This is a genomic window from Thermalbibacter longus (assembly GCF_023806485.1).
Lineage (GTDB): Bacteria > Chloroflexota > Chloroflexia > Thermomicrobiales > Thermomicrobiaceae > Thermalbibacter > Thermalbibacter longus.
On the sequence record NZ_JAMSLR010000010.1, the window covers coordinates 64,974 to 87,589 of the forward strand.

The 22,616-nt window shown below is 66.1% G+C and carries 21 protein-coding genes and 1 pseudogene; 12 read left to right on the forward strand and 10 right to left on the reverse strand.

Features of this window, described 5'->3' with window-relative positions; translation table 11 throughout:
- Positions 1-2: 2 nt before the first annotated feature.
- The gene (locus NET02_RS12990; protein ID WP_284057852.1) at positions 3-905 is read right to left on the reverse strand and encodes a DUF1028 domain-containing protein; all 903 of its coding nucleotides are present in this window, start codon (positions 903-905) and stop codon (positions 3-5) included.
- Between the two features lie 142 nt (positions 906-1,047).
- Here NET02_RS12990 and NET02_RS12995 point away from each other — a divergent pair, with 142 nt between their 5' ends.
- On the forward strand, positions 1,048-2,220 hold the full coding sequence (locus tag NET02_RS12995) for a YibE/F family protein (protein WP_284057853.1): 1,173 nt from the start codon (positions 1,048-1,050) through the stop codon (positions 2,218-2,220).
- A 53-nt stretch (positions 2,221-2,273) separates the two neighbouring features.
- Here NET02_RS12995 and NET02_RS13000 read toward each other — a convergent pair whose 3' ends face one another.
- Positions 2,274-2,639: a rhodanese-like domain-containing protein gene (locus NET02_RS13000; protein WP_284057854.1), complete on the reverse strand. Its 366-nt coding sequence runs from the start codon at positions 2,637-2,639 to the stop codon at positions 2,274-2,276.
- A gap of 79 nt (positions 2,640-2,718) precedes the next feature.
- Between NET02_RS13000 and NET02_RS13005 the strand changes: the two genes are divergently transcribed.
- On the forward strand, positions 2,719-3,339 hold the full coding sequence (locus tag NET02_RS13005; RefSeq protein WP_284057855.1) for a TetR/AcrR family transcriptional regulator: 621 nt from the start codon (positions 2,719-2,721) through the stop codon (positions 3,337-3,339).
- A 95-nt stretch (positions 3,340-3,434) separates the two neighbouring features.
- Positions 3,435-4,013 (forward strand): annotated as a pseudogene (locus NET02_RS16700) (methylated-DNA--[protein]-cysteine S-methyltransferase); the annotation flags it as partial.
- Positions 4,014-4,081: 68 nt separating this feature from the next.
- Here the strand turns inward: NET02_RS16700 and NET02_RS13015 are convergent.
- Positions 4,082-4,837: a rhomboid family intramembrane serine protease gene (locus NET02_RS13015; protein WP_284057856.1), complete on the reverse strand. Its 756-nt coding sequence runs from the start codon at positions 4,835-4,837 to the stop codon at positions 4,082-4,084.
- Between the two features lie 479 nt (positions 4,838-5,316).
- Entirely contained in the window at positions 5,317-5,673 is a 357-nt protein-coding gene (locus NET02_RS13020; RefSeq protein WP_284057857.1) for a YtxH domain-containing protein, read from the reverse strand.
- Between the two features lie 178 nt (positions 5,674-5,851).
- Here NET02_RS13020 and hutH point away from each other — a divergent pair, with 178 nt between their 5' ends.
- The 4 genes from hutH to NET02_RS13040 all read left to right on the forward strand — a co-directional run bounded on the left by hutH (position 5,852) and on the right by NET02_RS13040 (position 10,315).
- Positions 5,852-7,408: a histidine ammonia-lyase gene (gene hutH, locus NET02_RS13025; RefSeq protein WP_284057858.1), complete on the forward strand. Its 1,557-nt coding sequence runs from the start codon at positions 5,852-5,854 to the stop codon at positions 7,406-7,408.
- A gap of 169 nt (positions 7,409-7,577) precedes the next feature.
- The gene (sucC, locus tag NET02_RS13030) at positions 7,578-8,726 is read left to right on the forward strand and encodes an ADP-forming succinate--CoA ligase subunit beta (protein ID WP_284057859.1); all 1,149 of its coding nucleotides are present in this window, start codon (positions 7,578-7,580) and stop codon (positions 8,724-8,726) included.
- A complete protein-coding gene (gene sucD / locus NET02_RS13035) occupies positions 8,723-9,592 on the forward strand; it encodes a succinate--CoA ligase subunit alpha (protein ID WP_284057860.1) in 870 nt (289 codons plus the stop codon). Before sucC ends, sucD begins: the two co-directional genes overlap by 4 nt.
- A 63-nt stretch (positions 9,593-9,655) precedes the next feature.
- Positions 9,656-10,315 (forward strand): class II aldolase/adducin family protein, encoded by a 660-nt coding sequence (locus NET02_RS13040; RefSeq protein ID WP_284057861.1) that lies wholly within the window; start codon positions 9,656-9,658, stop codon positions 10,313-10,315.
- Positions 10,316-10,322: 7 nt separating this feature from the next.
- Here NET02_RS13040 and NET02_RS13045 read toward each other — a convergent pair whose 3' ends face one another.
- Positions 10,323-11,408 (reverse strand): hypothetical protein, encoded by a 1,086-nt coding sequence (locus NET02_RS13045; RefSeq protein WP_284057862.1) that lies wholly within the window; start codon positions 11,406-11,408, stop codon positions 10,323-10,325.
- A gap of 197 nt (positions 11,409-11,605) precedes the next feature.
- On the opposite strand from NET02_RS13045, the gene NET02_RS13050 reads away from it, so the two are divergent.
- Positions 11,606-11,875, forward strand: a complete 270-nt coding sequence (locus tag NET02_RS13050; protein ID WP_284057863.1) for a hypothetical protein — start codon at positions 11,606-11,608, stop codon at positions 11,873-11,875.
- A 523-nt stretch (positions 11,876-12,398) separates the two neighbouring features.
- On the forward strand, positions 12,399-13,769 hold the full coding sequence (locus tag NET02_RS13055; RefSeq protein ID WP_284057864.1) for an MmgE/PrpD family protein: 1,371 nt from the start codon (positions 12,399-12,401) through the stop codon (positions 13,767-13,769).
- Here NET02_RS13055 and NET02_RS13060 read toward each other — a convergent pair.
- The 5 genes from NET02_RS13060 to NET02_RS13080 form a co-directional block, all read right to left on the reverse strand.
- Entirely contained in the window at positions 13,759-14,760 is a 1,002-nt protein-coding gene (locus tag NET02_RS13060; protein ID WP_284057865.1) for a D-cysteine desulfhydrase family protein, read from the reverse strand. The genes NET02_RS13055 and NET02_RS13060 overlap by 11 nt on opposite strands.
- A 46-nt stretch (positions 14,761-14,806) precedes the next feature.
- A complete protein-coding gene (locus NET02_RS13065; protein WP_284057866.1) occupies positions 14,807-14,983 on the reverse strand; it encodes a hypothetical protein in 177 nt (58 codons plus the stop codon).
- A gap of 42 nt (positions 14,984-15,025) precedes the next feature.
- Positions 15,026-15,370, reverse strand: coding sequence for a hypothetical protein (locus NET02_RS13070; RefSeq protein ID WP_284057867.1), 345 nt, complete (start codon positions 15,368-15,370; stop codon positions 15,026-15,028).
- A gap of 243 nt (positions 15,371-15,613) precedes the next feature.
- On the reverse strand, positions 15,614-16,150 hold the full coding sequence (locus NET02_RS13075; protein ID WP_284057868.1) for a hypothetical protein: 537 nt from the start codon (positions 16,148-16,150) through the stop codon (positions 15,614-15,616).
- 569 nt (positions 16,151-16,719) lie between these two features.
- Positions 16,720-18,903, reverse strand: a complete 2,184-nt coding sequence (locus tag NET02_RS13080; RefSeq protein WP_284057869.1) for a GAF domain-containing protein — start codon at positions 18,901-18,903, stop codon at positions 16,720-16,722.
- Between the two features lie 436 nt (positions 18,904-19,339).
- Between NET02_RS13080 and NET02_RS13085 the strand changes: the two genes are divergently transcribed.
- The 3 genes from NET02_RS13085 (at position 19,340) to NET02_RS13095 (ending at position 22,604) form a co-directional block, all read left to right on the forward strand.
- On the forward strand, positions 19,340-19,777 hold the full coding sequence (locus tag NET02_RS13085) for an ester cyclase (protein WP_284057870.1): 438 nt from the start codon (positions 19,340-19,342) through the stop codon (positions 19,775-19,777).
- 181 nt (positions 19,778-19,958) lie between these two features.
- Positions 19,959-21,341 carry an aspartate aminotransferase family protein gene (locus NET02_RS13090; protein WP_284057871.1) on the forward strand — a complete coding sequence of 461 codons (1,383 nt, stop codon included), beginning with the start codon at positions 19,959-19,961 and terminating at the stop codon, positions 21,339-21,341.
- Positions 21,342-21,572: 231 nt separating this feature from the next.
- Positions 21,573-22,604 (forward strand): dimethylarginine dimethylaminohydrolase family protein, encoded by a 1,032-nt coding sequence (locus NET02_RS13095; RefSeq protein WP_284057872.1) that lies wholly within the window; start codon positions 21,573-21,575, stop codon positions 22,602-22,604.
- The last annotated feature ends 12 nt before the right edge of the window (positions 22,605-22,616 follow it).

Consider the following 22,616-nt stretch of genomic DNA (forward strand, 5'->3'; position numbering starts at 1 on the left):
TGCTACAGGCTGAAGTCGGGTGCGCGACCCTGGCTGCGGGCCTCCAGGAACTCGAGTAGCACGGTGTCGACCTGACCGTCGGTGCGGAAGCGGGCTTCCAGGTTCTCAACGCTGGCGAATCTCTCCAGCGCCGCTAATGTGGCCTGAGTGCCCGCTTGCGAGCCGGCCAGGTAACCGAGCCGGTGAAGTTGCTCTCCGATACGGCGCAGCAGCGGTGGGTCGAGCGGCACGAGATCGGCCTCGTCGAGCTGGAAGTAGACCCGGTGCAGCATGACCAGCCGGCGCAGTTCGGCGATGGGCTGCGGATGGTCGTCGACGCGCAGATCGATATAGCGGTCGTTCCCGCCGCCGTAGCCCCCACCTTCCCGCACGATCAGGATAGCGGCCGACTGCTGACCTCGCGAGTCGCCGCCGGCGGCCTGGCCGGCTTCCAGCGCAGTCACCAGCCGGTGGGCGAAGGTGCCGGTCGTCGAGCGGTAAGCATCCGCCATCGCCTGTACTACCTCCGGCCCGACCAGGATATTGCCTTGGCAGCAGAACCCTTCGCCCACGACACTGCCGGCCCAGGGGATACATCGCTCTCCGGTGAAGGTTGCCGCCCGGCCCTGGCTATCTACGATCCCGACCTGGCGCTCGGCTCGCCCGGGGTCCTCGCCGGTGAGCCGGGCCACCACCTCGTCGGCCGAATACCCAGCCGCAAGGAACTCCAGCCCGCGGGGGCCGTAGGTCACGTTGGCCCACGCTTGGGTTGCCACGGCGCCGACGCCGGCTCGCGCCCAAGGCACGACCGCGCCGACCGCCAGGAACTTCGATTGGACTGCGACCCCTAGATCGCCGGTGACCGGGTCACGGGCGACGATCGAGAAGGTGCTGACAGGCGGCCAACACCGGCGAACGTGAATCATCGCACACCCTCCCGCTGCCTTCGTGGACGGTTCGCTCCGCTGGGACTCTAGCATACCGGACGATACCCGCGCTCAGATGCCTTCCTGGTATGGTGAGAGATGGCGTGGCGCGGTGGGCTGCAGTCAGTGCGGAGGGAGCAGGGTGGCTCGCGGGGTAGAGATGTGGACGGTGATCCTGACGATCGTGCTCGTGATCGTGGCCTGGGCGCTCGCGGCGCCGCAGGCCCTCGCTCAGGCGGAACAGCCAGTCCAGGGGACGGCCAGCTATGAGACCGGTGAGGTGGTCGCCATCCTCGAGGAGGGCATGACGACGGTCGGGCCAGTGACGCAGCCGTTCCAGCGCTTGCTGGTGCGGGTCACCAGCGGCGAGCGTGCGGGCGCTGAGGTCGAGGTCTCGGTCGGGGTGCGGGATCTGAACACCGCCGGGGTGCGCTACGAGCCGGGCGACCGGGTCTACCTATCGCGCACGGTCGGCCCTGACGGCCAGGAAGTCTTCTTCATCATCGACCGTGACCGCAGCACGCCGCTACTGGTACTGGCGTTCCTCTTCGTGGTCGCGATCCTGCTATTGGGCCGGTGGAAGGGGCTGCGCGCGCTGGCGAGCCTGGCCATGACATTCATCGTGCTCATCTGGGTTCTGGTGCCGCGCATTCTGGCAGGGGCCAACCCGGTTGCGACGGCGATCGTCGCCTCGTTCGCCATCTTCACCGTCACCATGCTGCTGACGCATGGGGTGGGCAAGTTGACCGCTGCGGCCGTAGCTGGCACTTCAGTCAGCTTGATCCTGACTGGGCTACTAGCGGCGCTCTTCGTGCAGGCGGCGTCGTTGACCGGACTCGCGTCGGAGGAAGCCGCGTTTCTCCAGGTTGTCGTCGGGGGTCAAGCGATCAACCCGCAGGGACTGCTGCTGGCCGGGATGATCATCGGCGCGCTGGGCGTGCTCGACGACATCACCGTGAGCCAGAGCTCGCTGGTCTTCGAGCTACGGCGGGCCAATCCGCTGCTGACCGGCTGGGAGCTGTTCGCCAGCGGCGTGCGTGTGGGCCGGGATCACATCGCCGCGACGGTCAACACTCTCGTACTCGCCTACGCTGGGGCGGCGCTGCCGCTTCTGCTGCTCTTCACCCAGCTCGACCAGCCACTGCTCCAAGTTGTGAATCGCGAAGTCGTGACCGAGGAGGTCGTGCGCACGCTCGTCGGCAGCCTGGGACTGATCAGTGCGGTGCCGCTGACCACCGGATTCGCGAGCTGGCTGGCCGTCCGCACGGCCCCGGAGCACCTGCCGCACGACCACCACGGCCACCATCACCACTGAGCGTCTCCCGGGCCGTCCCCTCGCTCGTGCCCAGGAGACGGAGCGACAGACATCTACCCGCGCTCGACGGGCTTGCTGGCCTCCTGCCAGCCACGGATCCCTGCCCGCATGACGAACACGCTGGCGTAGCCCATCTGCTGGGCGCGCCGGGCGGCGAATCGACTGGCGCCGCAGCGCGGATCGGAGCAGTAGAAGACCAGCGTGGCGGTCCGGTCCTCGGGCAGGTCGGCGATCGTGAAGTCGGCAGGGTCGAGGTTCAGGGCTCCGGGGACGTGTCCCCTGGCCCACCGCTCCCGCGGGTTGACGTCGAACACGTACAGGTCGCCCTGCCCGAGCCGGCCGGCAACCTCGTCGACCGAGATCTCCGGAACCTGGCCGCGGCCGAACGCAGCGCGGATAATGGAGCTTAGCTCGGACACTGGTGTCTCCTCTCTGAGCTGCCGGGATGCGGCGTGACGAGCAACAAATTACACACATTGTATAACGAGACGAGTGGCCATGTCAAACCGTACGGCATGCGAGACCGAGCGCGCCAGGGCAGTGGCACGGCGCCGGGAGCTCCTGGTCGAGGCAGCACACGAGCTGCTGGTCAGCCGGGGCTTCCACGGGCTTAGCCTCGAGGAGGTAGCACGCAAGGCCGGTGTGACGCGCAAGACGGTCTATAATCACTTCGGGTCCAAGCTCGGCTTGCTCGAGGCGATCTTCGACGCCGTGGCGACCAAGGGCGAGGTCTGGCGACTCATGGAGGCGGCCGAGTTCCCCGACCTGCGCGAGGCTATCGCCCGAGCGGTCGAGGCGAGCTGTCGCCTCTGGTCGTCGGACCGCGAGCTGCTGCGCCGACTGGTGGGGCTGGCCGCAGTTGACCCCGAGACGGCCTCGGTGGTCATGGAGCGGGAGCAGCGCCGGGAGGCGACCTGGGCACGTCTGGTCCAGCGCCTGGCGGCGGCAGGTATGCTGCGCCCCGGGGTCTCTCCCGATCAGGCGGTGCGCGCCTCGATGGCGCTGACGTCGTTCGCGACCTTCGACGCGCTGGCACCGCCGGATGCGCCTCCCGCGGCAACCGTCGAGCTGCTGCTCCGACTACTGAGCGGAATCGTGGATTTGTCCGGGTCAGGCTAGGCGCGGACCAGCGTCCGGCCGCTGCCGGTGAGCTCTGAGGAGCCTCACGGCGAGCGTGGTGCGGAGGCGGTGGAAGAGCGAGGGAGCGCGACCCGATGCGAGGCACCATATCGTCACGAACGTCCGAGGGACAAGGCGATGCCGGGCCGGCGGCTCAGCGGGGCGAGGGCGGCGGCGAGGTCGTCGTGGCGCGTGGCGCACTCCGAACGCCGATTGGTACCCTCTGGCTCTACAGTGCGCCGCGCGGTCTGCTCGCGATCACGTTGCCAGGCGAGCCCCTGGGGGACGCGGAGGGCCAGCTCCGGCGCCGGCTGGCCCGCTTGAGTGCGTGCGTCGTCACCTTCGTCGACGACCCCGGCCCGCTACGCGAGGCGATGGCGCAACTGGAGGAGTACTTCGCCGGCCAGCGCCGGGAGTTCGTGCTCGCGCTCGATCCGGTCGGCACGCCGTTCCAGCTACAGGTCTGGCAGGCGGTCGCGGCGATCCCCTTCGGTGAGACCCGGACGTATGCCGGGATCGCCCGGGCCATCGGGCGGCCGGCGGCCACACGAGCCGTCAGTGCCGCCAACGGCGCGAACCCGCTGCCGCTGGTGATCCCCTGCCACCGGGTCATCGGCTCGGACGGTGGCCTCACCGGCTACGGCGGCGGTATCGCGCTCAAGGCCCGGCTGCTGGCGTGGGAGCGCGGCGAGCTCGGTGCCTGGGGAGCGGCCGGCCGGTATCTGGAATATGGCACCCCGGCTCACCAGCGAGAAGCGGCGCGCTGGAAGGCTCGATGGGCGCGGCGCGCAGCCCGCTGGCGTTCGACTCGCTCGGGGTTACGGAAGAACCAAACCAGAAGCATCCCGGCGATGAATCCGCCGATATGCGCCCAGTAAGCGACGCCGCCGGTCGGGGCGGTCTCGACGCCGAGCGAGGCGATGCCGGCGAAGAACTGGAAGACAAACCAGAGGCCGATCAGGATCAGCGCTGGGAGATAGAAGATCAGCGGGATCCAGCCCAGGAAGGCGAGTGTTCGCACCTGGCCGCCGGGAAAGAGCACGAGGTAGGCGCCCATGACTGCCGAGATCGCCCCGCTGGCGCCGACCATCGGTATTTCGCTCGACGGGGCCGTCACTGTCTGCGCGACGGCGGCGGCGATCCCACCGAGAAGGTAGAAGATCAGGTACCGGAAGTGACCCATCGTATCCTCGACGTTGTCGCCGAAGATCCAGAGGTACCACATGTTGCCGAGGATGTGAAGAAAGCCGCCGTGAAGAAACATCGAGGTGAAGATGGTCAGATAGACCGGGATACCGATCTGCGGTGGGAGGTCGGTTCCCGTGGTCAGCTCGGCGGGGACAGCGCCGTATGCTGCGACGAAGCGCTCGAGGGCCTGCGGTGAGGTCGCGAGCAGTGAGAGCTGGTACACGAAGGCCACGATGTTGATCAGGATCAGCACGATATTGACGAACGGAAATGATTGACGACCGCTGTTGTCGTCACCGATCGGGATCATTCCGTATGCCTTTCGTCGTTAACCGGTTGCCCCGGCTCTCGCTGACGGGTCCTCCACGTTGCGGACCCGCCGGTACCGGGAGGTACCAGCCTCCCGTTCACCGGCGGGAGCAATACAACTGGTTCGATCGGTGACGCCTATCGCTGGATCGATGTGCCGCCCTCCGTGACGTGGAGGACGCGGCCGAATGTCGTCTCCAGTCGACGTGTCACCCAGTGTACGACCCGGCGCCTCGTCTCCGAGCCGCTCCTCGGTGCGAAGAGCAGACCGAGCAGTAGGCCCCAGGCGAGAAACTTGAACGCGGTGCGGATGCGGCTGAGCATCGTTCCCAGCTCTCCAGTCCCTTGACAGCGAGCCTGCCTCGGCAGACAGTGTCTCACGCCAGGCAGGGTGTCAGTTACGATGCCGCTGCGGTACCGGAGCTACCTGAGCACCCTTCCTGGCGTTGAGCGTAGCGCAAAGCTCGGAGGGTTCCTGTCTCAGTGACCAGGTGCGCTCGCCGAGGGCTGATCCGAAGTCGGGAGCGTCATTGCCGGCTGCGGTGGTTCCGCTGCCGGCTGACCCGGGCGGGCGCGACTCCCGAGTTCCTGGACACGCTGACCGGCTGCCTCAGCGGCGCTCTCGATCAGTTCCTTGCCCCGGGTGAGGACGTCTTGAGAGCGGACTCGGACTTCTCCAGCTACAGTCTGTGCCTGCTCTTGCAGCGCCTTGCTCCGCTCTCGCAGTTGCTGGCGCACCTCGTGACCCGAGCGCGGAGTCAGGAGAAGGGCACTCGCGGCTCCGACCAGCGCACCTCCGACGAACCCCGCGAGAAAGCTCTGTACTTGCCGCCCCATAGTTACACTCCTTTCCTCCACCTCCCTGCATCTGCGATCGACACGGTCGCCAGGCGACCCGAGGAGCGCGTTATGTTTCTGTATACCACGGTATAGTACCAGAAGTGCAGAACCGATCTGGGGCCAATCTCGTCGAGAGCCGGGCCGGGCGAGCTCCAGGAGACGAAACGAGGGCAGCATGCCGCCGAGGGATCGACCAACGGGTGATAGCGAGACCAGCACTTCAGGCGTTGTCCTGGTCGATGGGGCAACGCTCCGCCTGGAGGATGTCGAGAGGGTAGCGCGGCACGGTGCCCTTGCTCGCCTCGCTGAGACTGCTCGGCAACAGGTCGAGGCCTCGCGTGCGGCTGTTGTCCACATAGCCCAGTCGGGCAGGCCCGAGTACGGCGTGACGACCGGCGTAGGCTCTCTCTCGGATCGTCTGATCGCGCCGGAGCAGACGCGTGCGCTCCAACTCAACGTGCTGCGCAGCCACGCCGCTGGCGCGGGCGAGCCGTTGGCGACGGAAGTCGTGCGGGCTGCTCTCCTGCTACGCGCCAATGCTCTGGCTTCCGGGTATTCCGGGGTACGTCCGGTCGTTATCGAAACGCTGCTGGCGCTGCTCAATGCCCGTATCCATCCCGTGGTGCCGAGCCAGGGCTCGCTCGGCGCAAGCGGGGATCTGGCACCTCTCGCCCACCTGGCTCTGCCACTGGTCGGCCTCGGGCGGGTGGAAATGGATGGAACGATCGTCGAGGCAGGTGAAGCGTTGGAGGCGAGGGGGATTCCGCCTCTGCAACTGGAACCGAAGGAAGCGGTCGCGCTCATCAACGGAACTCAGATCATGGCTGCGTTGGCCACACTGGCGCTCCTCGATGCCGAGCGCCTGCTCGAGTCCGCCATCGGCGTGGCGGGCCTCTCAGCCTGTGCCCTCGGTGCCCGGCGCTCGCCTTTCGACCCTCGGCTGCACCGGGTGCGCCCGTATCCCGGTCAGCGCGCCGTTGCGGCCCGCATCCGCGCGCTCCTCGACCAGGTGCCCGAGCCCGAACGAGCGAGCGGGCGAGTCCAGGATCCCTATTCGATCCGGTGCATCCCACAGGTCTATGGTGCTGTCATGGACGCGCTGAGACCGCTACGGGGTACCCTCGAGACCGAACTGAACGCCGCGACCGACAACCCCCTGATCTTCATCGAGGACGGCGTCGAATCTGCCGAGATCGTTTCTGGCGGCAACTTCCACGGTCATCCGCTGGCACTGGGCTGTGACGCCGCGAAGATCGCGGTGGCATCGCTCGGTGCCATGATCGAGCGTCGAGTCGCGCTCCTCGTCGATGGACAGGACTACGGACTGCCGCCCTTCCTGGTCGCCGAGCCCGGACTGAATAGCGGGGTAATGATCGCGCACTACCTCACCGCTTCACTGGTGGCCGAGAACCGGGTGCTGGCTCACCCGAGCAGCGTCGACTCGATCCCAACGTCGGCGAACGTGGAGGACTACAACAGCATGGGAGCGACGGCGGCGCGGACATTCCGGCAGGTTGTGACGAACGTCGAAACCATCGTAGCCGTCGAGGCGCTCTGTGCTGCCCAGGCGTGCGACCTCGCCGGACGCGTACCACCTGCCGGCAGTGAGCTCCGGACGCTGTACGACCGTATCCGCGATCAGGTGCCTTTCCGCCCGCGCGATGAGCATATCGTCGCCGACGATATCTCCGCCTTGCTCGGCTTGCTTCGAACCGGTGGGCTGGCCCTGTGATCGCTCCGGGTACCTGCCTGGAGCGTCTAAACACTCGCCACAAGTCAGAGGCGTGGGGATGCGGCCGGTCCTCCAGGCGGGCGACGAGGCTTGCTCCGGAGCTTGGGCAGAAGCTGTGCTATGATCGGGCGCGGTGTTCGGTGCGGCGATCGAGCGAATGGGGCGCCGGATGAACATCCATGAATATCAGGCAGCCGAGATCTTCAGCCGCTATGGAATCCCGGTGAATCGCGGCATAGTCTGCGCAAGTCCGGAGGAGGCCCGAGCGGCGGCTCAGGACTTTGGCAGCCGAGTCGTGATCAAAGCCCAGGTCCATGTGGGCGGGCGTGGCAAAGCCGGAGGTATCCGGCTGGCTGCTGGTCCGGACGAGGCCGAGGTAGCAGCCAGGCAGATCCTGGGGATGACGATCCGCGGGGTCCCTGTCCATCGAGTCCTAGTCGCGCCAGCGATCGATATCGCGCGCGAGTACTACCTGGGCGTCGTGCTCGATCGTGCCAGCCGGCGGGTCGTGGTCATGGCCAGCGCTGCCGGCGGTATCGACATCGAGGAGGTCGCGCGCGAGACCCCCGAGAAGATCGTCCGGGAGTATGCCGATCCGCTGCTCGGCCTGCACGACTACCAGGCTCGGAGGTTGGGCTTCGCGCTAGGGTTGGAGCAAGATCTGGTCCGGCCGTTCGCGAAACTGGCACGCCAGCTCTTCACCGCCTACATGGCGGTCGACGCGTCGCTGGCTGAGATCAACCCGCTGGCGCTCACGACTGACCGGTCATGGCTGGCGCTAGACTCCAAGATCGTGCTCGACGACAACGCGCTCTTTCGTCATCCCGAGCACGAGGCATTGCGCGACCCGCAGGCGGAGGACCCGCTGGAGCAGGAAGCGCGTGCGGCCGGTATCAGCTTCGTCAGGCTGGACGGTACGATCGGCTGCGTGGTCAACGGCGCTGGCCTCTCGATGGCGACCATGGATGCGGTGAAACTGTACGGGGGCGCACCAGCGAACTTCCTCGACGTCGGTGGCGGGGCCAGCAGCCAGCAGGTAGCTACCGCTCTGCGGCTCGTCCTATCCGATCCGAACGTGAAGGCGGTTCTGATCAACATCTTCGGCGGAATCACCCGCGGGGACGTGGTCGCGGAGGGGTTGCTGGAAGCGCTTAAGACGGTCGACGTGCGCGTACCGCTCGTCATCCGGCTGGTGGGAACCAGGCAGGAGGAAGGCCGGCGCATGCTGGCCGAAGCCGGGCTGACCGTGGTCGACACGATGGAGGAGGCGGCCCAGCGAGCGGTTCAGGCCGCGGAGGGCCGGGAGACACGAGCATGAGTGTATTGGTAAACCGGGAGACTCGTCTGCTGGTCCAGGGAATCACCGGCCGCGAAGGCTCGTTCCACACCGCGCAGATGCTGGAGTACGGGACGAACGTCGTGGCTGGGGTGACTCCAGGCGCAGCCGGCCGGGAGGTCCACGGCGTGCCGGTCTTCAACACGGTGGCCGACGCAGTGGCAGCGACCCGACCGAACGTCTCGATCATCTACGTGCCCGCGCCATTCGCCCCCGACGCCATCTACGAGGCCGTCGATGCCGGCATCCCCCTGGTTGTCTGCATTACCGAGGGCATCCCGACGCTCGAGATGGTCAGAGTCTATCAGTACGTGAAATCGCGCGGCTGCCGGTTGATCGGCCCGAATTGCCCGGGACTGATCACGCCGGGACAGGCCAAAGTGGGCATCATGCCCGGGTATATCCACCAGCCCGGACCGGTGGGTGTCGTCTCGCGCAGCGGCACGCTGACGTACGAGGTCGTCTGGGCACTGACGCAGGCGGGCATCGGGCAGTCGACTGCCGTCGGCATCGGTGGCGACCCGATCATCGGCACCTCGTTCATCGATGTACTGGCGATGTTTCAGGAAGACCCGGAGACTGAAGCGATCGTGCTGATCGGCGAGATCGGTGGGACCGACGAAGAGGCGGCGGCTGGCTACATCCGGGAGCACGTGACCAAGCCAGTCGTCGGCTTTATCGCCGGGCGAACGGCGCCACCGGGCAAGCGCATGGGTCATGCCGGCGCGATCATATCGGGCGGGCAGGGGACAGCGGCCGAGAAGATCGCGGCGCTGGAAGCGGCAGGCGTACCGGTGGCCGAGCGGCCGGCTCAGGTGGCTGAACTTATTCGCAAGGCGCTCGGGTAAGGCACAGGTACTGCACGACCAGCTTCTGAGCTCGTCTCGCGGCCTGTAGGGTGGACTTCGGCTATGCCGCTCGATCTGGCACCACGTGAAGATCTTATCGCGCTCGGTCGCCTTGCGGGGCGGCGTGGATTCCTGTGGGGCACGGCCGGGAACGTCAGTGTCCGGCGGAGCGAAGCGCATTTCCTGATCACCGAGCGTGGCACGACGCTCGACCAGCTCGACGCGCAGAATCTCGTGCTCTGCCCACTCCGTGGAGGACCGGGTGAGCCGCCAGAAGCGTCGAGCGAGATCCAGCTTCATCGCCACATCTACCAGCGTCGACCAGACGTGCGGTGCGTCATTCACCTCTCGCCTCTCTACACCACGATGGTGGCGTGTTCCGATCTAGAGCTGCCCACAGACCTGGTCCCAGAGACCGTTCTCTATCTCGGTGAAATCGCGCGCGTTCCGTACATCCAGCCGGGCACCGACGAGCTCGGCCGGGCCGTGGCCGAGGCGCTGGGCGAAGACCGGTACGTCGTGATCATGACCAACCACGGGGCGGTAACGGTTGGTGACTCGTCTCTGACGGCCTTCCGCCGGATGGAAACGCTCGAGTTTCTTTGCCGGATGGTCGTGATGGCGCAGGCGGCAGGTCTTACGCTGCGCGGGATCGGGCCGGAGGCAGCCGAGGCGCTCCGGCGGAGCGTCTATGGCTCAGGAAACTCATTCGCCAGCGGCTGAACTCGGATCACGGCCGCGTCTCGGATTCCCGATCCCGGTTGCCAGCGGATCGCTCGTGCCCTAACTCCAGCAATCGCCGGTAAAATCCGACGCCCGGTGCCGGAGCGCCTGGGCGATCGCCGCCGGCAGCGGGCGAGCCGCGCTCGGGATGAAGCAGCCGCTCGCCGATCTCGCGCACTGCCGGGTGCGGACTCCGGGCCGCTGCCTGAGCGGCCAGCGGGTGGCGGTGCAGGCGCCAGAGCAGGTCGGCCGCGTCCTCGGCCAGTCCTGGCTCAGGGTGTGCCACGAGCAAAGCCAGCAGCGGTGCGATTTGCTCAGTCGGTAGTGCCTGGCCGAGTGCCAGGAGCGCGCTCCGGCGGACGGCCAGCGGGGCGTCCTCGTCCCCGACCAGCCCGGCCGCTCGCTCAGTAGCAGATTCAGGGTCGATCGAGAAGGCCACTGCCCAGGCACTGGCGCGCACGCGCTCGCTCTCGTCCCGAAGACAGGAATCCAGATCAGCCAGGAGCAGATCAGGGCACATCTCCGCGGCCAGCTCTGCTGCCACACCCCGAACCTCCGGGTCGGGGTCTCGTAGTGCGACGGCAAGGATCAGGTCCTTGTCCTCAGCCGAGAGGTCGCGGGCAAGCTCGGAGGAGACGAAGAGGAGGTACAGCATGGTCTCCCGGGCGAGAGGTGTGCCCTCGCGCAGCACCCGGAGCGCCGCTTCTCGGAGCGTCGCACGACCGTCGGCCGCCAGCCGTTCCCAGAGAACCGCGGCAGCGTTCGAGCCGGCTAGCCAGGGGAGCGCGGTGGTAAGCGCTTCGTCGGCGAGCGCCTGCACCACTTGGCCAGTCGAGGGGTCACGGTGAGCCGGGTCGAAATCCTCAGACCACGCGAGCATCCGCTCGGCGAGCTCGGCGCGCTCTGACGGTTCCAAGACGGCCAGTAGCCGCGCGCGCAGCCACCGTCGCCCGGACGGAAATGCCAGGAGCCGCTCGATCCAGTCTCGTCTTCGCTCGCCGGGCCAGCCGGAGACACGAGCGATCGCGTCGGGTTCGAGCTCGTCTCCGGCGAGAATGCGCTGGGTGAGCGACTGGATCGTCTCGTCGTTCATGGAACTCATTGTACCGAGTGGAGTACGGATTCAGCTTTCGGGGGTTGTCAGCATGCACTGAGGATGCTATACAGCAAGCATCAGGTAACTGGTGATAGCCCGTCGGGCGGAAGAGTGCCCTCTCGCCGGTGCACGGCAGGCATCGCCCTACGGGATGACCGGTACAGGCAGACTGACATGGAGGTCGAGGCCAGACCATGAAGCGCCAGCGAGGACACCGGCTGGACGTCATGTTCGAAGAAGAGGAGGACTTCGAGCCGGTTCGCACGCGGAGGAACCGTACCCGTAACGAGAGCATGGATGACGCTCGCGCTGCCTGGGAGCCGGTCGTCTGTTCCCAGTGTGGTGAAGATCACCCTGATACGAGCCGGGTTCGACTGAGGCGGACGACGCACGGGATCGAGGCCCGCTGCTCGGTCTGCGGCGCTGTCGCCGCGCGTTACGCGGCCGGCGTGTGGACCTCGTAGGCACGAGATTGAATCTGCAGCCCTGCTGCTGATCACGATTGTCTCTGTACCTGCTCTCGCCCGGTCGTGTCCACCGGGACGCGGGTAGGTCTTGCCACCATTCGAGCCTCATTTCCGGTGGCTGCTCACGGCTCCCGAGCCATTGGTCGCTGTACGGAGCCTGGGCACTCGTGCCCTCCCGGGGCCCTTAGGTGTTTTGAATCTCAAGATCTATCCCAACGCACTCCGATCAAATGAGCCTTTTAACCAGAGCCTACTGTAGCGCCGATGACGATCCACACGCGGCGACGGTAAGGCACGAGGTATCAGGATCTGCTCAGTCTCGTCGGGATTGTCGGTTCCGACGGACCCGCACGTGGATGGCCGCTCGGTCGGTTTTCGCAGGACAGTGATTTGCTCGTCAACGTGCCCAGCGACCCCGGCCGGATTCCTGCGAGCCATGCTCAAGCGAGTCGCAAGACGATGGTGCTGTTACAATGACGATCTACCGGCGCTGGCGAAGTTTTCCGTGTGGAGAGCCCCGATGACGCTGACGCGAGAGCTTGCCGAGTTCGTGGTCGACTTCCGGAACCGGCCACTCCTCGACGACGTCCGTCGTGCTGCCGAGCGGGCAATGCTGGATTGGTTAGGCTCGGCTATTCGTGGGGGCGAAGCATTCCCGGCCCGAGCCGTTCTGGAGGTGGCCCGGCACGCGATGGCCGGCGAGGACGCGACTGTCCTGGCGACTGGCGAGCGGCTGTCGGCTCTGGGGGCGGCCTTGGCCAACGGAGCAGCCTCGCACGTCCTCGAGCTGGATGACCTGCACCAGGAATCCACCTTTCACCCCGCCGCACCGATCATCCCGGCGGCACTGGCTGCCGCTGAGCGAACTGGGTCGAATGGCCAATCGTTACTCCAGGCGGTGGTGGCCGGCTACGAGGTCGGGATCCGCCTGGCCGAAGCGGTGAACCCGTCGCACTATCGCTACTGGCACCCAACGGCGACCTGCGGCGTGTTCGGCGCGGCCGCCGCGGCCGGCGTGGTGCTCGGTCTGTCGTGTACAGAGTTGATCGATGCGCTCGGCAGTGCCGGCACGATGGCCGGCGGGCTGTGGCAGTTCCTCGACGATGGGGCGATGTCCAAGCCGCTGCATGCAGGTAAGGCGGCGCATGATGGTCTGCTCGCTGCCGAGCTCGCCAGAGCAGGGTTAAGTGGCGCGAGCGCCATCCTCGAGGGATCGCGCGGCTTCTTCGCCGCTACTGCTGGCGAGGTCGACCCGTCGCGGATCACCGATGGCCTCGGTCACCGCTTCAAGATCCTGGAGATCGGTTTCAAGCGCCATGCCTGTTGCGGCCATACCCACACCGCAGTCGACGCGGCCCTCGCCCTGCGCCGGCGTATCGCTGGCCGCACGATCCTGCAGGTCGAGGTCGGCACGTATCGTGTGGCGCTCGATATCACCGACAACCCGGCACCGGAGACGGAGAGGGCTGCCAAGTTCAGCCTCCAGCACTCGGTGGCCGTGGCGCTCCTCGACGGAGCGGCTGGTCTCGAGCAGTTTCGGTCCGAGCGGCTGGTCGACCCCGAGCTGGCCGCGCTGCGTGCCAAGGTCGTCGTTGAGGCCGTTCCGGAATTCACCGACGTCTACCCGCGGTTATGGCCTGCGGTGGTTCGGGTGCGGCTGGCGGACGGCGAGGTCTTGGAGGAGACAGTTACTGTCCCCCACGGCATGCCGGGTAGCCCGATGAGCGACCAGGAGCTGCGAGGGAAGTTCCTGGGCCTGGTGACGCCGGTACTCGGTCGCGAGCGGGCGGACTTACTGGCCCAGGCGGTGGCCCGCCTCGGCGACGGCCTACCGGCGCGCGAGCTCCTCCGCTCGTGCTGGCCCGAGCGCGACCCACTGCCTAGCGCTTGAGGGAGGCCATCAGCGCGTCGGCCTGCGCGAAGAGAGCGGGAGCGCCGCCGGTGTGGATAAAGACCACCGTCTCTTCGCGCCCGATCTCCCCGTTCCGGATGTGGTCGATCATCCCTGCGAGCGTCTTCCCGGTATACACCGGATCGAGCAGTAGCCCTTCGGTCTGCGCTGCCAGCTTGATCGCTTCCAGGCACTCCGCGGTCGGTATACCGTATCCTGGCCCGACGTACCGGTCATCGATACGGAGATCGTCAGGCCCTAGCCGGGCGTCGACTCCGAGGAACTCGGCGGTCGCGTTCGCCAGGGGCAAGACGACATCCCGGATCGCCGCGGCGTCTGCCTCGATCCCGATGCCGACCACCTGGAAGGGATCCCCACAGAGCCTGGCGCCGAGTGCCAAGCCGGCGTGCGTGCCGCCTGACGTGCTGCTCGTCACGTAGACGCGGGAGACGTCCCAGCTATTCGCGATGAGCTGTTGAGTCAGCTCGAAGGCGGCAGCGACATACGCTGATGCTCCGAGCGGCGTCGAGCCGCCGGTAGGGATGATATAGGGTCGTTCCCCCTGCCGGCGAAGCTCTTCGGCGATGCGCTCCATCTCCGGCTGGCGCTCGCTCCGATCGCGCACGAAGTGAACCTCGGCCCCGAGCAGGTAATCGAGCAGCAGATTGCCCTGAGCTGGCGGGTCAGCGTCCGCGCTGCTGAGCACCAGAACGCAGCGCATGCCCGCGACCCGCGCCGCCGCGGCTGCCTGTCTACAGTGGTTCGACTGTGCCGCGCCGGTAGTGATGATGACGGTGGCACCCTGTTCCCATGCATCAGCGATCAGGTACTCGAGCTTGCGGGTCTTGTTGCCTCCCAGGGCCAGACCGGTGAGATCGTCTCGTTTGATGAGGATGCGCGGGCCGTCGAGCGCGGCGCTCAGGTTGCGGGCGTCCTCCAAGGGGGTGGGCAGGTGAGCCAGCGGCCAGCGGGGCAGTGAGGGCAGGCGCATCGTTTGCCTCTCCTCCGCAGAGTCGGCACCCAACGCCCCACTCGTATCACCCTGGCTCGTCCCTGTCAACGGCCATCCGGCGCTCAGGATTGCCGTTGCGTAACGACTCGAGCGTGAGATCGAGCGTCCCGATTCCGGTCACCATGGCGGCGGCCAGAAAGAGCACCTCGTACCAGGACCGGGTCGATCGCCGCCGGCGTGCGGAGCCCTGGGCGACCGGCACGTCGCCCTCGCGGAGCTTCCAGCGATAGCGAGATCGGTCCCGTCAGACGCGGGCCGTGAGTCGCCGGTTCCGGTAGCGAAGGCTGGTCGGGGCGGCCGATCCCTTGCCGTCAGATTCGCCGGCTGCTACCTGCCACGCGCCGAGGCCGGGTACGGTGAGCTCACTAGACCCGAAGAGAGTGAAGGTCAGCTCGGATATGCGGCTCACCGACAGCGCCCATGGCTCCGTGGCGAGTTCCCGAGCTTCCTGGTCTGAGAGCGCGAGCACCGAGCGCTTCAAGTTGCTTCCGCTCGCCATCTCTCGCACACCCAGCCGGGCCGGGAGCCAGCGACGGCGCAGCGCTCGGTGGTGGGTTACCGCGTGGAGCCGGAACTCGGTCGCCGTCATGCGTCCCCCCGTAAGAATGAACTCGACATCGCATGGTCTCGCGTCCCTGCGATGTCGAGTTCGTCCATGGCTCATCCCCTATAGGCAACGGTTCAACCGGTTATCCCATCCTCGATGAGTGCCGCTGGTAGATTACGGTCGACTCCTCATCGCGCCGTGCTGCTGCGCGCGGGGCCGTCTTGCGCCGCCCGCGCGTTCCCGCTCGTCACCTCGCCGAAGCGTGGTCCGCTGGGTCATCAGAGGTCATTCCTCTTGCCAGTCGTCCTCATCGACCTCGGCGACTACTGCGGCGGCGAGGTAGAGCAGCTCGTGCCAGGCCTGGAGCGGGCTGATCGGTCTCAGCTCGCAACGGGCCAGGAGCGTGCCGTGTTCCCACAGTTGCCAGGACGAGCACAGCCCATCCGTGTAGACTCGAGCCGTAAACTCCCGGCCCGCATGCTCGAGCGTCGTGATCCGCCACAACCGCTCCTGCCCGGGATGGTCGCCGTTTGGGCTCAGGAGCCACGTTCCATCGCTCCTCACGACGAGCAAGTCACCGTTGACAGCCTCGTAGGTTCCGGGGCGAAGCGCGCACACGCCGAATGCCCAGCCTTCGCCGCAGAGCCCCACGACCTCCTCTGGCGTAAGCGGGAGGATCGAGCAAGAGAAGCACTCGTCGCCCGGGCGCCGTGCCAGAACCAGCGCCTGCCACCGGGCCGGCACCTGTCCGAGATGTCGGACCTCATAGAGATTAGACTCTACCTTCGTCATCTGCTCTTCGCGCGGCATCATCTGAACCATCGATCCAGCCCTCCAGCGTACTCGTACATCAACTCATTGCCCCTGGCCGAGGCTCCCGGCCGTGTCCGGCGTCTCTAGCCACCCAGCACTGGCGTGACCAGTGCGTGTTGCTCACACGCGCGTACAGTGCTTGCCCACTCCAGCGCCCTTCCCCTCTGTGCCCCAGGTCTGCACACTGATCAGCCATGCCGCCGGCATCCTCGTACCGGACCGCAGACTACCGCTCCGACTCGAGCGACGTGCGTTTGCCTCCAGGTTCCGGAGCGGTAATCCGCACTCACGATACGCGGGTTCGAGGCGGCTAGCGTCCTCCATTTGGCTGTACGTACATTCCCCGAACGGCAGAATTTTGGCCAGGCGAAGTGTCCTAACTGGATGGGGAATTCGTGGATTGTTACCCGGCATGTGGTGCGCCTGTCGAACGCGCCCTGGCCGGGTCGGCTGGGCCTTGAGATGCCGGCGGAAACCGGCACTCGCATCCGGTGACGTGGCTATCAGGATCGGCCGTCCGATTTGGGCCGTGGATAGAGCCACCCACGGTGGCTAAGCCGCGAACGGCGGGTGACGAATTACTCGAGCGGCGAGACGAGGAGACCGAGTTCGAGCGCGCGGACAACGGCCTGCGTGCGGTTCGCGACGCCGAGCTTGCCGATGATACTCTCGACATGCGCCTTGACCGTGCCCTGGCTCACGTGCAGCGTGTCTGCGATCTCCCGGTTGGTTAATCCCTGTGCCAGGTAGCGCAACACCTCGCGCTCGCGCTTACTGAGCGGCTCGGGGATGACGGCCGCGTGGCGCTCGCCGGAGGTGGATGCAAACGAGCCGAGGACCCGGCGCTCTCGCTGCATGATCCTCTCGTAGAGCCGGGCATTGGCGATCGCCAGCGCCGCGCGGTCGGCCAGTTCCTGAAGCAGGAGTTGATCGTCCATCGTGTAGGGGCGCCGTGGGTCGTTTCGGGCCAGGCAGACGGCTCCGATGACCTGCCCCTGCTCGCGCAGCGGCGCTGCCAGGAGGCTCCGCGCGTCGAAGTACTCGCGAACCAGCTCATAGCTCGGCATAAGCGAGCGACGCTTCTCTGGAGGCAGCGCTGTCAAGTCCGGGATCAGCAGAGCCTCGCCACTCTGCACGACCTTGCCCGAGATCCCCTGATCGGCGCGCAGTGGGGTCATCGCCACAACGTCGCGAAGAGCGCGCTGAACAGCGGAGTCGGGATGGTACACCATTGCCGGCTCCAGCCAGCGCCCATCGTCCGAGAGCAGGCGAATGATGCAGAGTTCGCCGATTCGTTCGCCAATGAAACGGCCAACAGCGTGCAGAACTGCACGGAAGTCGAGACTCGCCTCCGCAAAGATGCGTGAAGCCTCGGCGAGTATCTGGACGCGGGCTGCCTGGCGCCGCGCCTCCTCGGCAGCGCGCCGCGCCTCCCGGTAGAGGCGAGCGTTCTCGACTGCTTGGGCGATCTTCCGAGCCAGTTCCTCGATCACGGCAAGATCTGCTTGTGTGTACCGCCGGCATGCTGTTGCCGAGATCAGCGTGATTGCGCCGACAACGCGTTCCCGGCGAATGAGCGGGGCGGCGATGATCGAGAGCGGGCCGACGTCGTCCCAGAACGCGACCATATTCCTGGCGTGCTTGCGTCCGATCAACCGCTCGCCAGGAATTTCCGTGTAGAGCTCAGACTGGCCAGTGCGCAGTACGTTCGCTATAAAATCGGGACTCCCCGATTCGCTCGAGAGCTGGGCCTCGAGATCCGCCGTCCACGATCCAGGGTCGGCGTGGACGGCCACAACTCGAGCGACTCCGCCGTCTTCGGTGACCAGATCTATCGCGCACCAGTCCGCCATGCGCGAGGTCACCAGTTCCGCTACCTGCGAGATGGTCGACTCGTACTCGAGAGCCGAGCCGAGGATGGCGCCGGCTTCGACGAGGAGCCGCAGCCCTTCCTCCGCCCGGCGAAGCCGCGTGATGTCGTGGAAACTCTTGACGACGAAACGTACGTTCCCGTGGTCATCCGGAACCGGCCGGGCTCTGACCACGACCCACCGGTCTTCGCTGCTGCCCAGCGGCTGGAAGCAGTACGTGGCCTCGGTGGCTGGAACTCCCTGGAAAACCTGCCAGACCGGCATGGCCTCGGGCGAGAGCGGGCCGCCGTTCTCGTCCCGCATCTGCAGGCGCTCGTACACCGCCAGCAGCTCCAACCCGATCATTTCGCCGGCCGAAGGATAGCCAAAGAGCTGTGCCAGGGCCTCGTTGGCGTACCGGATTCGCCCATCGGGCATGAGCATCGCTACCCCATCGGCAATATTCGCGAGGATAACTTGGAGCTGGTCGCGCGCGCTCCGGAGTTTCTCTTCCGCCCGCTTGCGGTCGTCGATCGACAGCAGCGTGAGACAGATAGCCTGGACGGTGCCAGCGGCATTACGCAGCGGCGTAAAATGGATCTCAACCCAAATCTGGCCTTCACCATGGGGCAGCTTACGCTCGGTGACAACCATCGCGCCGTCGAGTGCCCTTTGGATATAGGACACGATATCGTCACGATCTTCAGGCCGCAGGGTCTCATCGTAGAGGTGGCCAGTGGCCAGCGGCTGGTAGTACGACTCAGCAAATTGCTGGGCCAACCGGTTAAACCCGAGAACACGGCGATCGGGGTCGAGGACGACCATCGCCTGCTGGCCAGCATCGGCGATAGCCTGGAGCAGGCTGACCCACTGGCGAACGTCCGCTATGGTATCGCGTACTTCGGCCTCCACACGAGCCTCCACGCTCAGGGTAGCCGACTGACAAGTACTCCCCGCTTACCGGTGCAACTCGCGCTTGCCTCCTCCCGCCGCGAGGCGGCGCGAACCATCTGGGGTCGCTCATGCTGCGAAGGATATGGGTACATGGCTGGATACCGGGTCGGGGCGAGGGGCTATCCTCACTCCGCCGCGGTTAGGAGCTCTTGCATCATTGTAGTAGCGAACCCGACAGAAGGAAATAGCGAGGTGCCGTGAAATGGTGACAATTCGTCTTCTCAAAAACTCCGGCGTCGCCTAAAATATCCAGTACAGGATGCATTCCCAGACCTCGGGAGAAGCCTTAACCCAAGCCGGTCGTCTCCGACCTCTCGAACTCCAGGGTGGGGTTGCGACCTTCGTCGCGCAGTCACCAGGAGCAAGCGTCCCGGAAGTCTCGAGGAGCATGGACATGACGCTCGATAGCAGGGTCACCCTGGTTCGCCGCTGGTCCGAGGAGGTCTGGAACCAGACTCGGTTCGAGATCCTCGACGAGATCGCCACACCGGACATCACCTACCTGAGCATGCTCGGTGCCCCGGTGGAGGGACTCGAAAGCCTCAGGTTATATACGTCGATCACGCGACTAGCCTATCCTGACCTTCAGGTCACGATCCAATCAATCGAGCTCCTGGGTGATCGCGCGGTTGCATCAGTGAGCGTCGACGGGTGGATTACTCGGGTTCCCGAAGGCTTCCCGCCTGCCAGTGAAGAGGTGCATGGGCACTTCCTCGTGTCCTTCTCGTTCAGAGAAGGTAGGATCGCGCAGGTGCGGATGATGCCAGAGGCCGGCATCACGCCGAACTGGTCTTCCGATCAGCCCATAGTGCCACCTCGCTTTGGCTATTGACGACCTTGTCATACCGATCGCTACCGCATACGACCCGAGACAGTCCGGGCAACGACCGGGACGAGATTCCGGCGGTCCTGCCTGAGATGGTCGCGGCGTAGACGTGCGCTGGGAACATGGTCGATAATTCCGAGCGGCCGGCTGATGGCTGATCCTTGTTATTTCTAAGGAGGGACGCTCGATGGCCCGGCAGCGAACGTCGACGATCGAGCAGGAATTCGTCGAGAGGCATCCATCTTCGCGCGCGCAGTACGAGCGGGCGTTGAAGGATTTCCCGAGCGGCGTAACGCACGATGTCCGGTATCTCAAGCCGTTTCCTATCTACGTCGAGCGAGCCGCTGGTTGCAAAAAGTGGGATCTCGACGGCAACGAGTTGATCGACTACACGATGGGACATGGCGCGCTCTTGCTCGGCCATGCCCATCCGCAGATCGTCGAGGCAGTGGCTGCTCAGGTGCGTCGTGGCACACACTACGGGGCCGGCCACGAGCTCGAGCTGGAGTGGGCCGAGCGGATCCGCGAATTGAAGCCGTCCTGCGAGCGGGTCAAGTTCACCGCCTCCGGCACGGAGGCGACACTCATGGCGATGCGCCTGGCGCGTGCCTACACCGGTCGAGAGAAGATCCTCAAGTTTGCTGGGCATTTCCACGGCTGGCACGACTACGCGATCCCGGGGGAGAAGCTGCCGTTCACTCAGGAGGAGTCGCCGGGGATCCCGAGGGCGGTCTTCGAGACGGTGGTGGTAGCGCCGGTCAATGACCTGGACTTCGTCGACCGGCGTCTGGCCCAGGGTGATGTGGCCGCGGTGATTCTCGAGCCGAGCGGTGCCTCCTGGGCCTCGATCCCGCTGCCGGAAGGCTTCTTGCAGCGGCTGCGCGAGATCACGCAGCGTCACCAGACCCTGCTGATCTTCGACGAGGTCATTACGGGTTTCCGCTGGTCGCCGGGGGGAGTACAGCGGTTGGCGGGCGTGACGCCCGACCTTACCACGATGGCGAAGATCGTTGCCGGCGGCTTGCCGGGCGGCGCGCTGGGTGGGCGAGCCGACATCATGGCCCTGCTCGAGTTCCGCGAGGACGCAGATTGGAACTCTCGACGCCGGGTGAGCCATCCGGGGACGTTCAACGCCAACCCGCTCTCAGCGGCTGCCGGTTGTGCCTGCCTTCAGCTCATCGCCGACCCGGGCGTGCAGCAGCACGCCGACGCGATGGCCGCGCGGCTGCGCCGTGGCTTCAACCAGGTGCTCGTCCAGCAGGGTGTCCCAGGCTTCGTCTGGGGCGAGAGTTCGGTATTCCACATCGCGCTCGGGCACACCTGCGCGAATCAGGAGGGCCGCGATATTCGCGTACCGGAGGGTGTGGCCCCGGAGGTGCTCAAAGCTGGGATGAGCCCCCGGCTGGCGCTCGCCCTCCAGCAAGCGATGATCAACGAGGGTGTCGATCTCTTCCATGGCGGCGGGCTGCTCAGCGTCGCTCACACGCCTGAGGACATCGATCGGACGATCGACGCGTTCGATCGGTCAATCCGCCGCATGAAGGATGAAGGGTTGCTCGAGCCAGCATAGCGCGAGCGCGCTATTCGGAGAGGCCACCGCAGGGTGCGGTAAGCGGCTCTGCGGTGGCTCTCGGTTTCGATGGGCCGAGTTCCATTGGTCGCAACCGCCGAGCCCAGGGACTTCACGTCGACCTGATGGCGTGATTGCAAAAGCAGAACGGCGGTGACGGGTGCCCGGCTTGCCAATCCTCCCGAGTGATGGGAAGATCGGGCCCGCGAGGCAACGGCAGGGGGAGGGTGAATGAGTAACCGGCCGGACGATGAGATTCGCGCAACCGAGGCGTACTACCACCTTGTGCTCGAGCGGATGCCGCCCCGAGCGGAGCCCGCGTTCGAGACACCGGAGATGCAACGCCGGGTGTGGGGGCGAAGCTGGGGAGTCCACAACGATGTGGGCCGCCTGCGGCTTTGCGTGCTACACCGCCCGGGCGAGGAGATGCTGGCTATCGATCCCAGCGGGAAGTACGACGCCACCATCGGCGCCTACATCGACGAAGACGAGCAGTGGTACTGGCGCGACTCGACGCCGCCCGACCTGCGGCGGATGCAGGAAGAGCACGACGCCCTGGCGGCTGCGCTTCGCGCCGAGGACGTCGAGGTCGTCTACGTCGATTGCCCGCCGCGCGATCCCCACGCGGTGTTCACCCGCGATGTCGCGGTCGCGGTAAAGGGCGGCGCCGTGATCGGGCGGATGGGACTAGTTGGCACCCATCCCCAAGCCGGCCGGCGTGGCGAAGAGGCGTACGTGGCCCGGTTGCTCGCCCAGCTCGGGATGCCGATTCTCCACACGATCCACGGTACCGGCTTGCTGGAAGGCGGGTCGGTCTGCTGGCTCAACGAATCGACAGTGGCGATCGGAATGTCACAACGACAAAACGAGGCCGGAGCGCGCCAGCTCGAGGCCGTGCTGGCTGAGCAGGGAGTGCGGCTTATCCGGGTACCGCTGCCGGGCTACGCGTTGCACCTCGACGGTGCCTGCGTCATGGTCGACTACGATAAGGCGCTCGTGAACGTCACCCGGCTCCCCTACTGGTTCCTGGAAACGCTCGCTGAACTCGGCATCCAGGCGATCCATGTCTGGCCGACGGAAGTCAAGGCGGTCAACTGCCTCGCAGTACGACCTGGGCGAGTCATCATGCCAGCGGGGTGCCCGCGGACGCGCGAGCGTCTCGAGCAGGCCGGTGTGGAGGCGATCGAGGTACCGTACGACGAGATCCTCAAGAACGGTGGCGGTATCCATTGCTCGACCCTGCCGTTGATCCGCGACCCATAGCTTCCGGTCCGG

What these genes read in the sequence shown, in the direction of transcription:
- NET02_RS13070 (WP_284057867.1), bottom strand. Translation starts at nt 15,370, where the DNA reads ATGACGGCGACCGAGTTCCGGCTCCACGCGGTAACCCACCACCGAGCG.
- NET02_RS12990 (WP_284057852.1), bottom strand. Translation starts at nt 905, where the DNA reads ATGATTCACGTTCGCCGGTGTTGGCCGCCTGTCAGCACCTTCTCGATC.
- NET02_RS13020 (WP_284057857.1), bottom strand. Translation starts at nt 5,673, where the DNA reads ATGGGGCGGCAAGTACAGAGCTTTCTCGCGGGGTTCGTCGGAGGTGCG.
- NET02_RS13005 (WP_284057855.1), top strand. Translation starts at nt 2,719, where the DNA reads ATGTCAAACCGTACGGCATGCGAGACCGAGCGCGCCAGGGCAGTGGCA.
- NET02_RS13085 (WP_284057870.1), top strand. Translation starts at nt 19,340, where the DNA reads ATGACGCTCGATAGCAGGGTCACCCTGGTTCGCCGCTGGTCCGAGGAG.
- NET02_RS13040 (WP_284057861.1), top strand. Translation starts at nt 9,656, where the DNA reads ATGCCGCTCGATCTGGCACCACGTGAAGATCTTATCGCGCTCGGTCGC.
- NET02_RS13060 (WP_284057865.1), bottom strand. Translation starts at nt 14,760, where the DNA reads ATGCGCCTGCCCTCACTGCCCCGCTGGCCGCTGGCTCACCTGCCCACC.
- NET02_RS13095 (WP_284057872.1), top strand. Translation starts at nt 21,573, where the DNA reads ATGAGTAACCGGCCGGACGATGAGATTCGCGCAACCGAGGCGTACTAC.
- NET02_RS13045 (WP_284057862.1), bottom strand. Translation starts at nt 11,408, where the DNA reads ATGAACGACGAGACGATCCAGTCGCTCACCCAGCGCATTCTCGCCGGA.
- NET02_RS13015 (WP_284057856.1), bottom strand. Translation starts at nt 4,837, where the DNA reads ATGATCCCGATCGGTGACGACAACAGCGGTCGTCAATCATTTCCGTTC.
- sucD (WP_284057860.1), top strand. Translation starts at nt 8,723, where the DNA reads ATGAGTGTATTGGTAAACCGGGAGACTCGTCTGCTGGTCCAGGGAATC.
- NET02_RS13075 (WP_284057868.1), bottom strand. Translation starts at nt 16,150, where the DNA reads ATGGTTCAGATGATGCCGCGCGAAGAGCAGATGACGAAGGTAGAGTCT.
- NET02_RS13090 (WP_284057871.1), top strand. Translation starts at nt 19,959, where the DNA reads ATGGCCCGGCAGCGAACGTCGACGATCGAGCAGGAATTCGTCGAGAGG.
- hutH (WP_284057858.1), top strand. Translation starts at nt 5,852, where the DNA reads ATGCCGCCGAGGGATCGACCAACGGGTGATAGCGAGACCAGCACTTCA.
- sucC (WP_284057859.1), top strand. Translation starts at nt 7,578, where the DNA reads ATGAACATCCATGAATATCAGGCAGCCGAGATCTTCAGCCGCTATGGA.
- NET02_RS13055 (WP_284057864.1), top strand. Translation starts at nt 12,399, where the DNA reads ATGACGCTGACGCGAGAGCTTGCCGAGTTCGTGGTCGACTTCCGGAAC.
- NET02_RS13050 (WP_284057863.1), top strand. Translation starts at nt 11,606, where the DNA reads ATGAAGCGCCAGCGAGGACACCGGCTGGACGTCATGTTCGAAGAAGAG.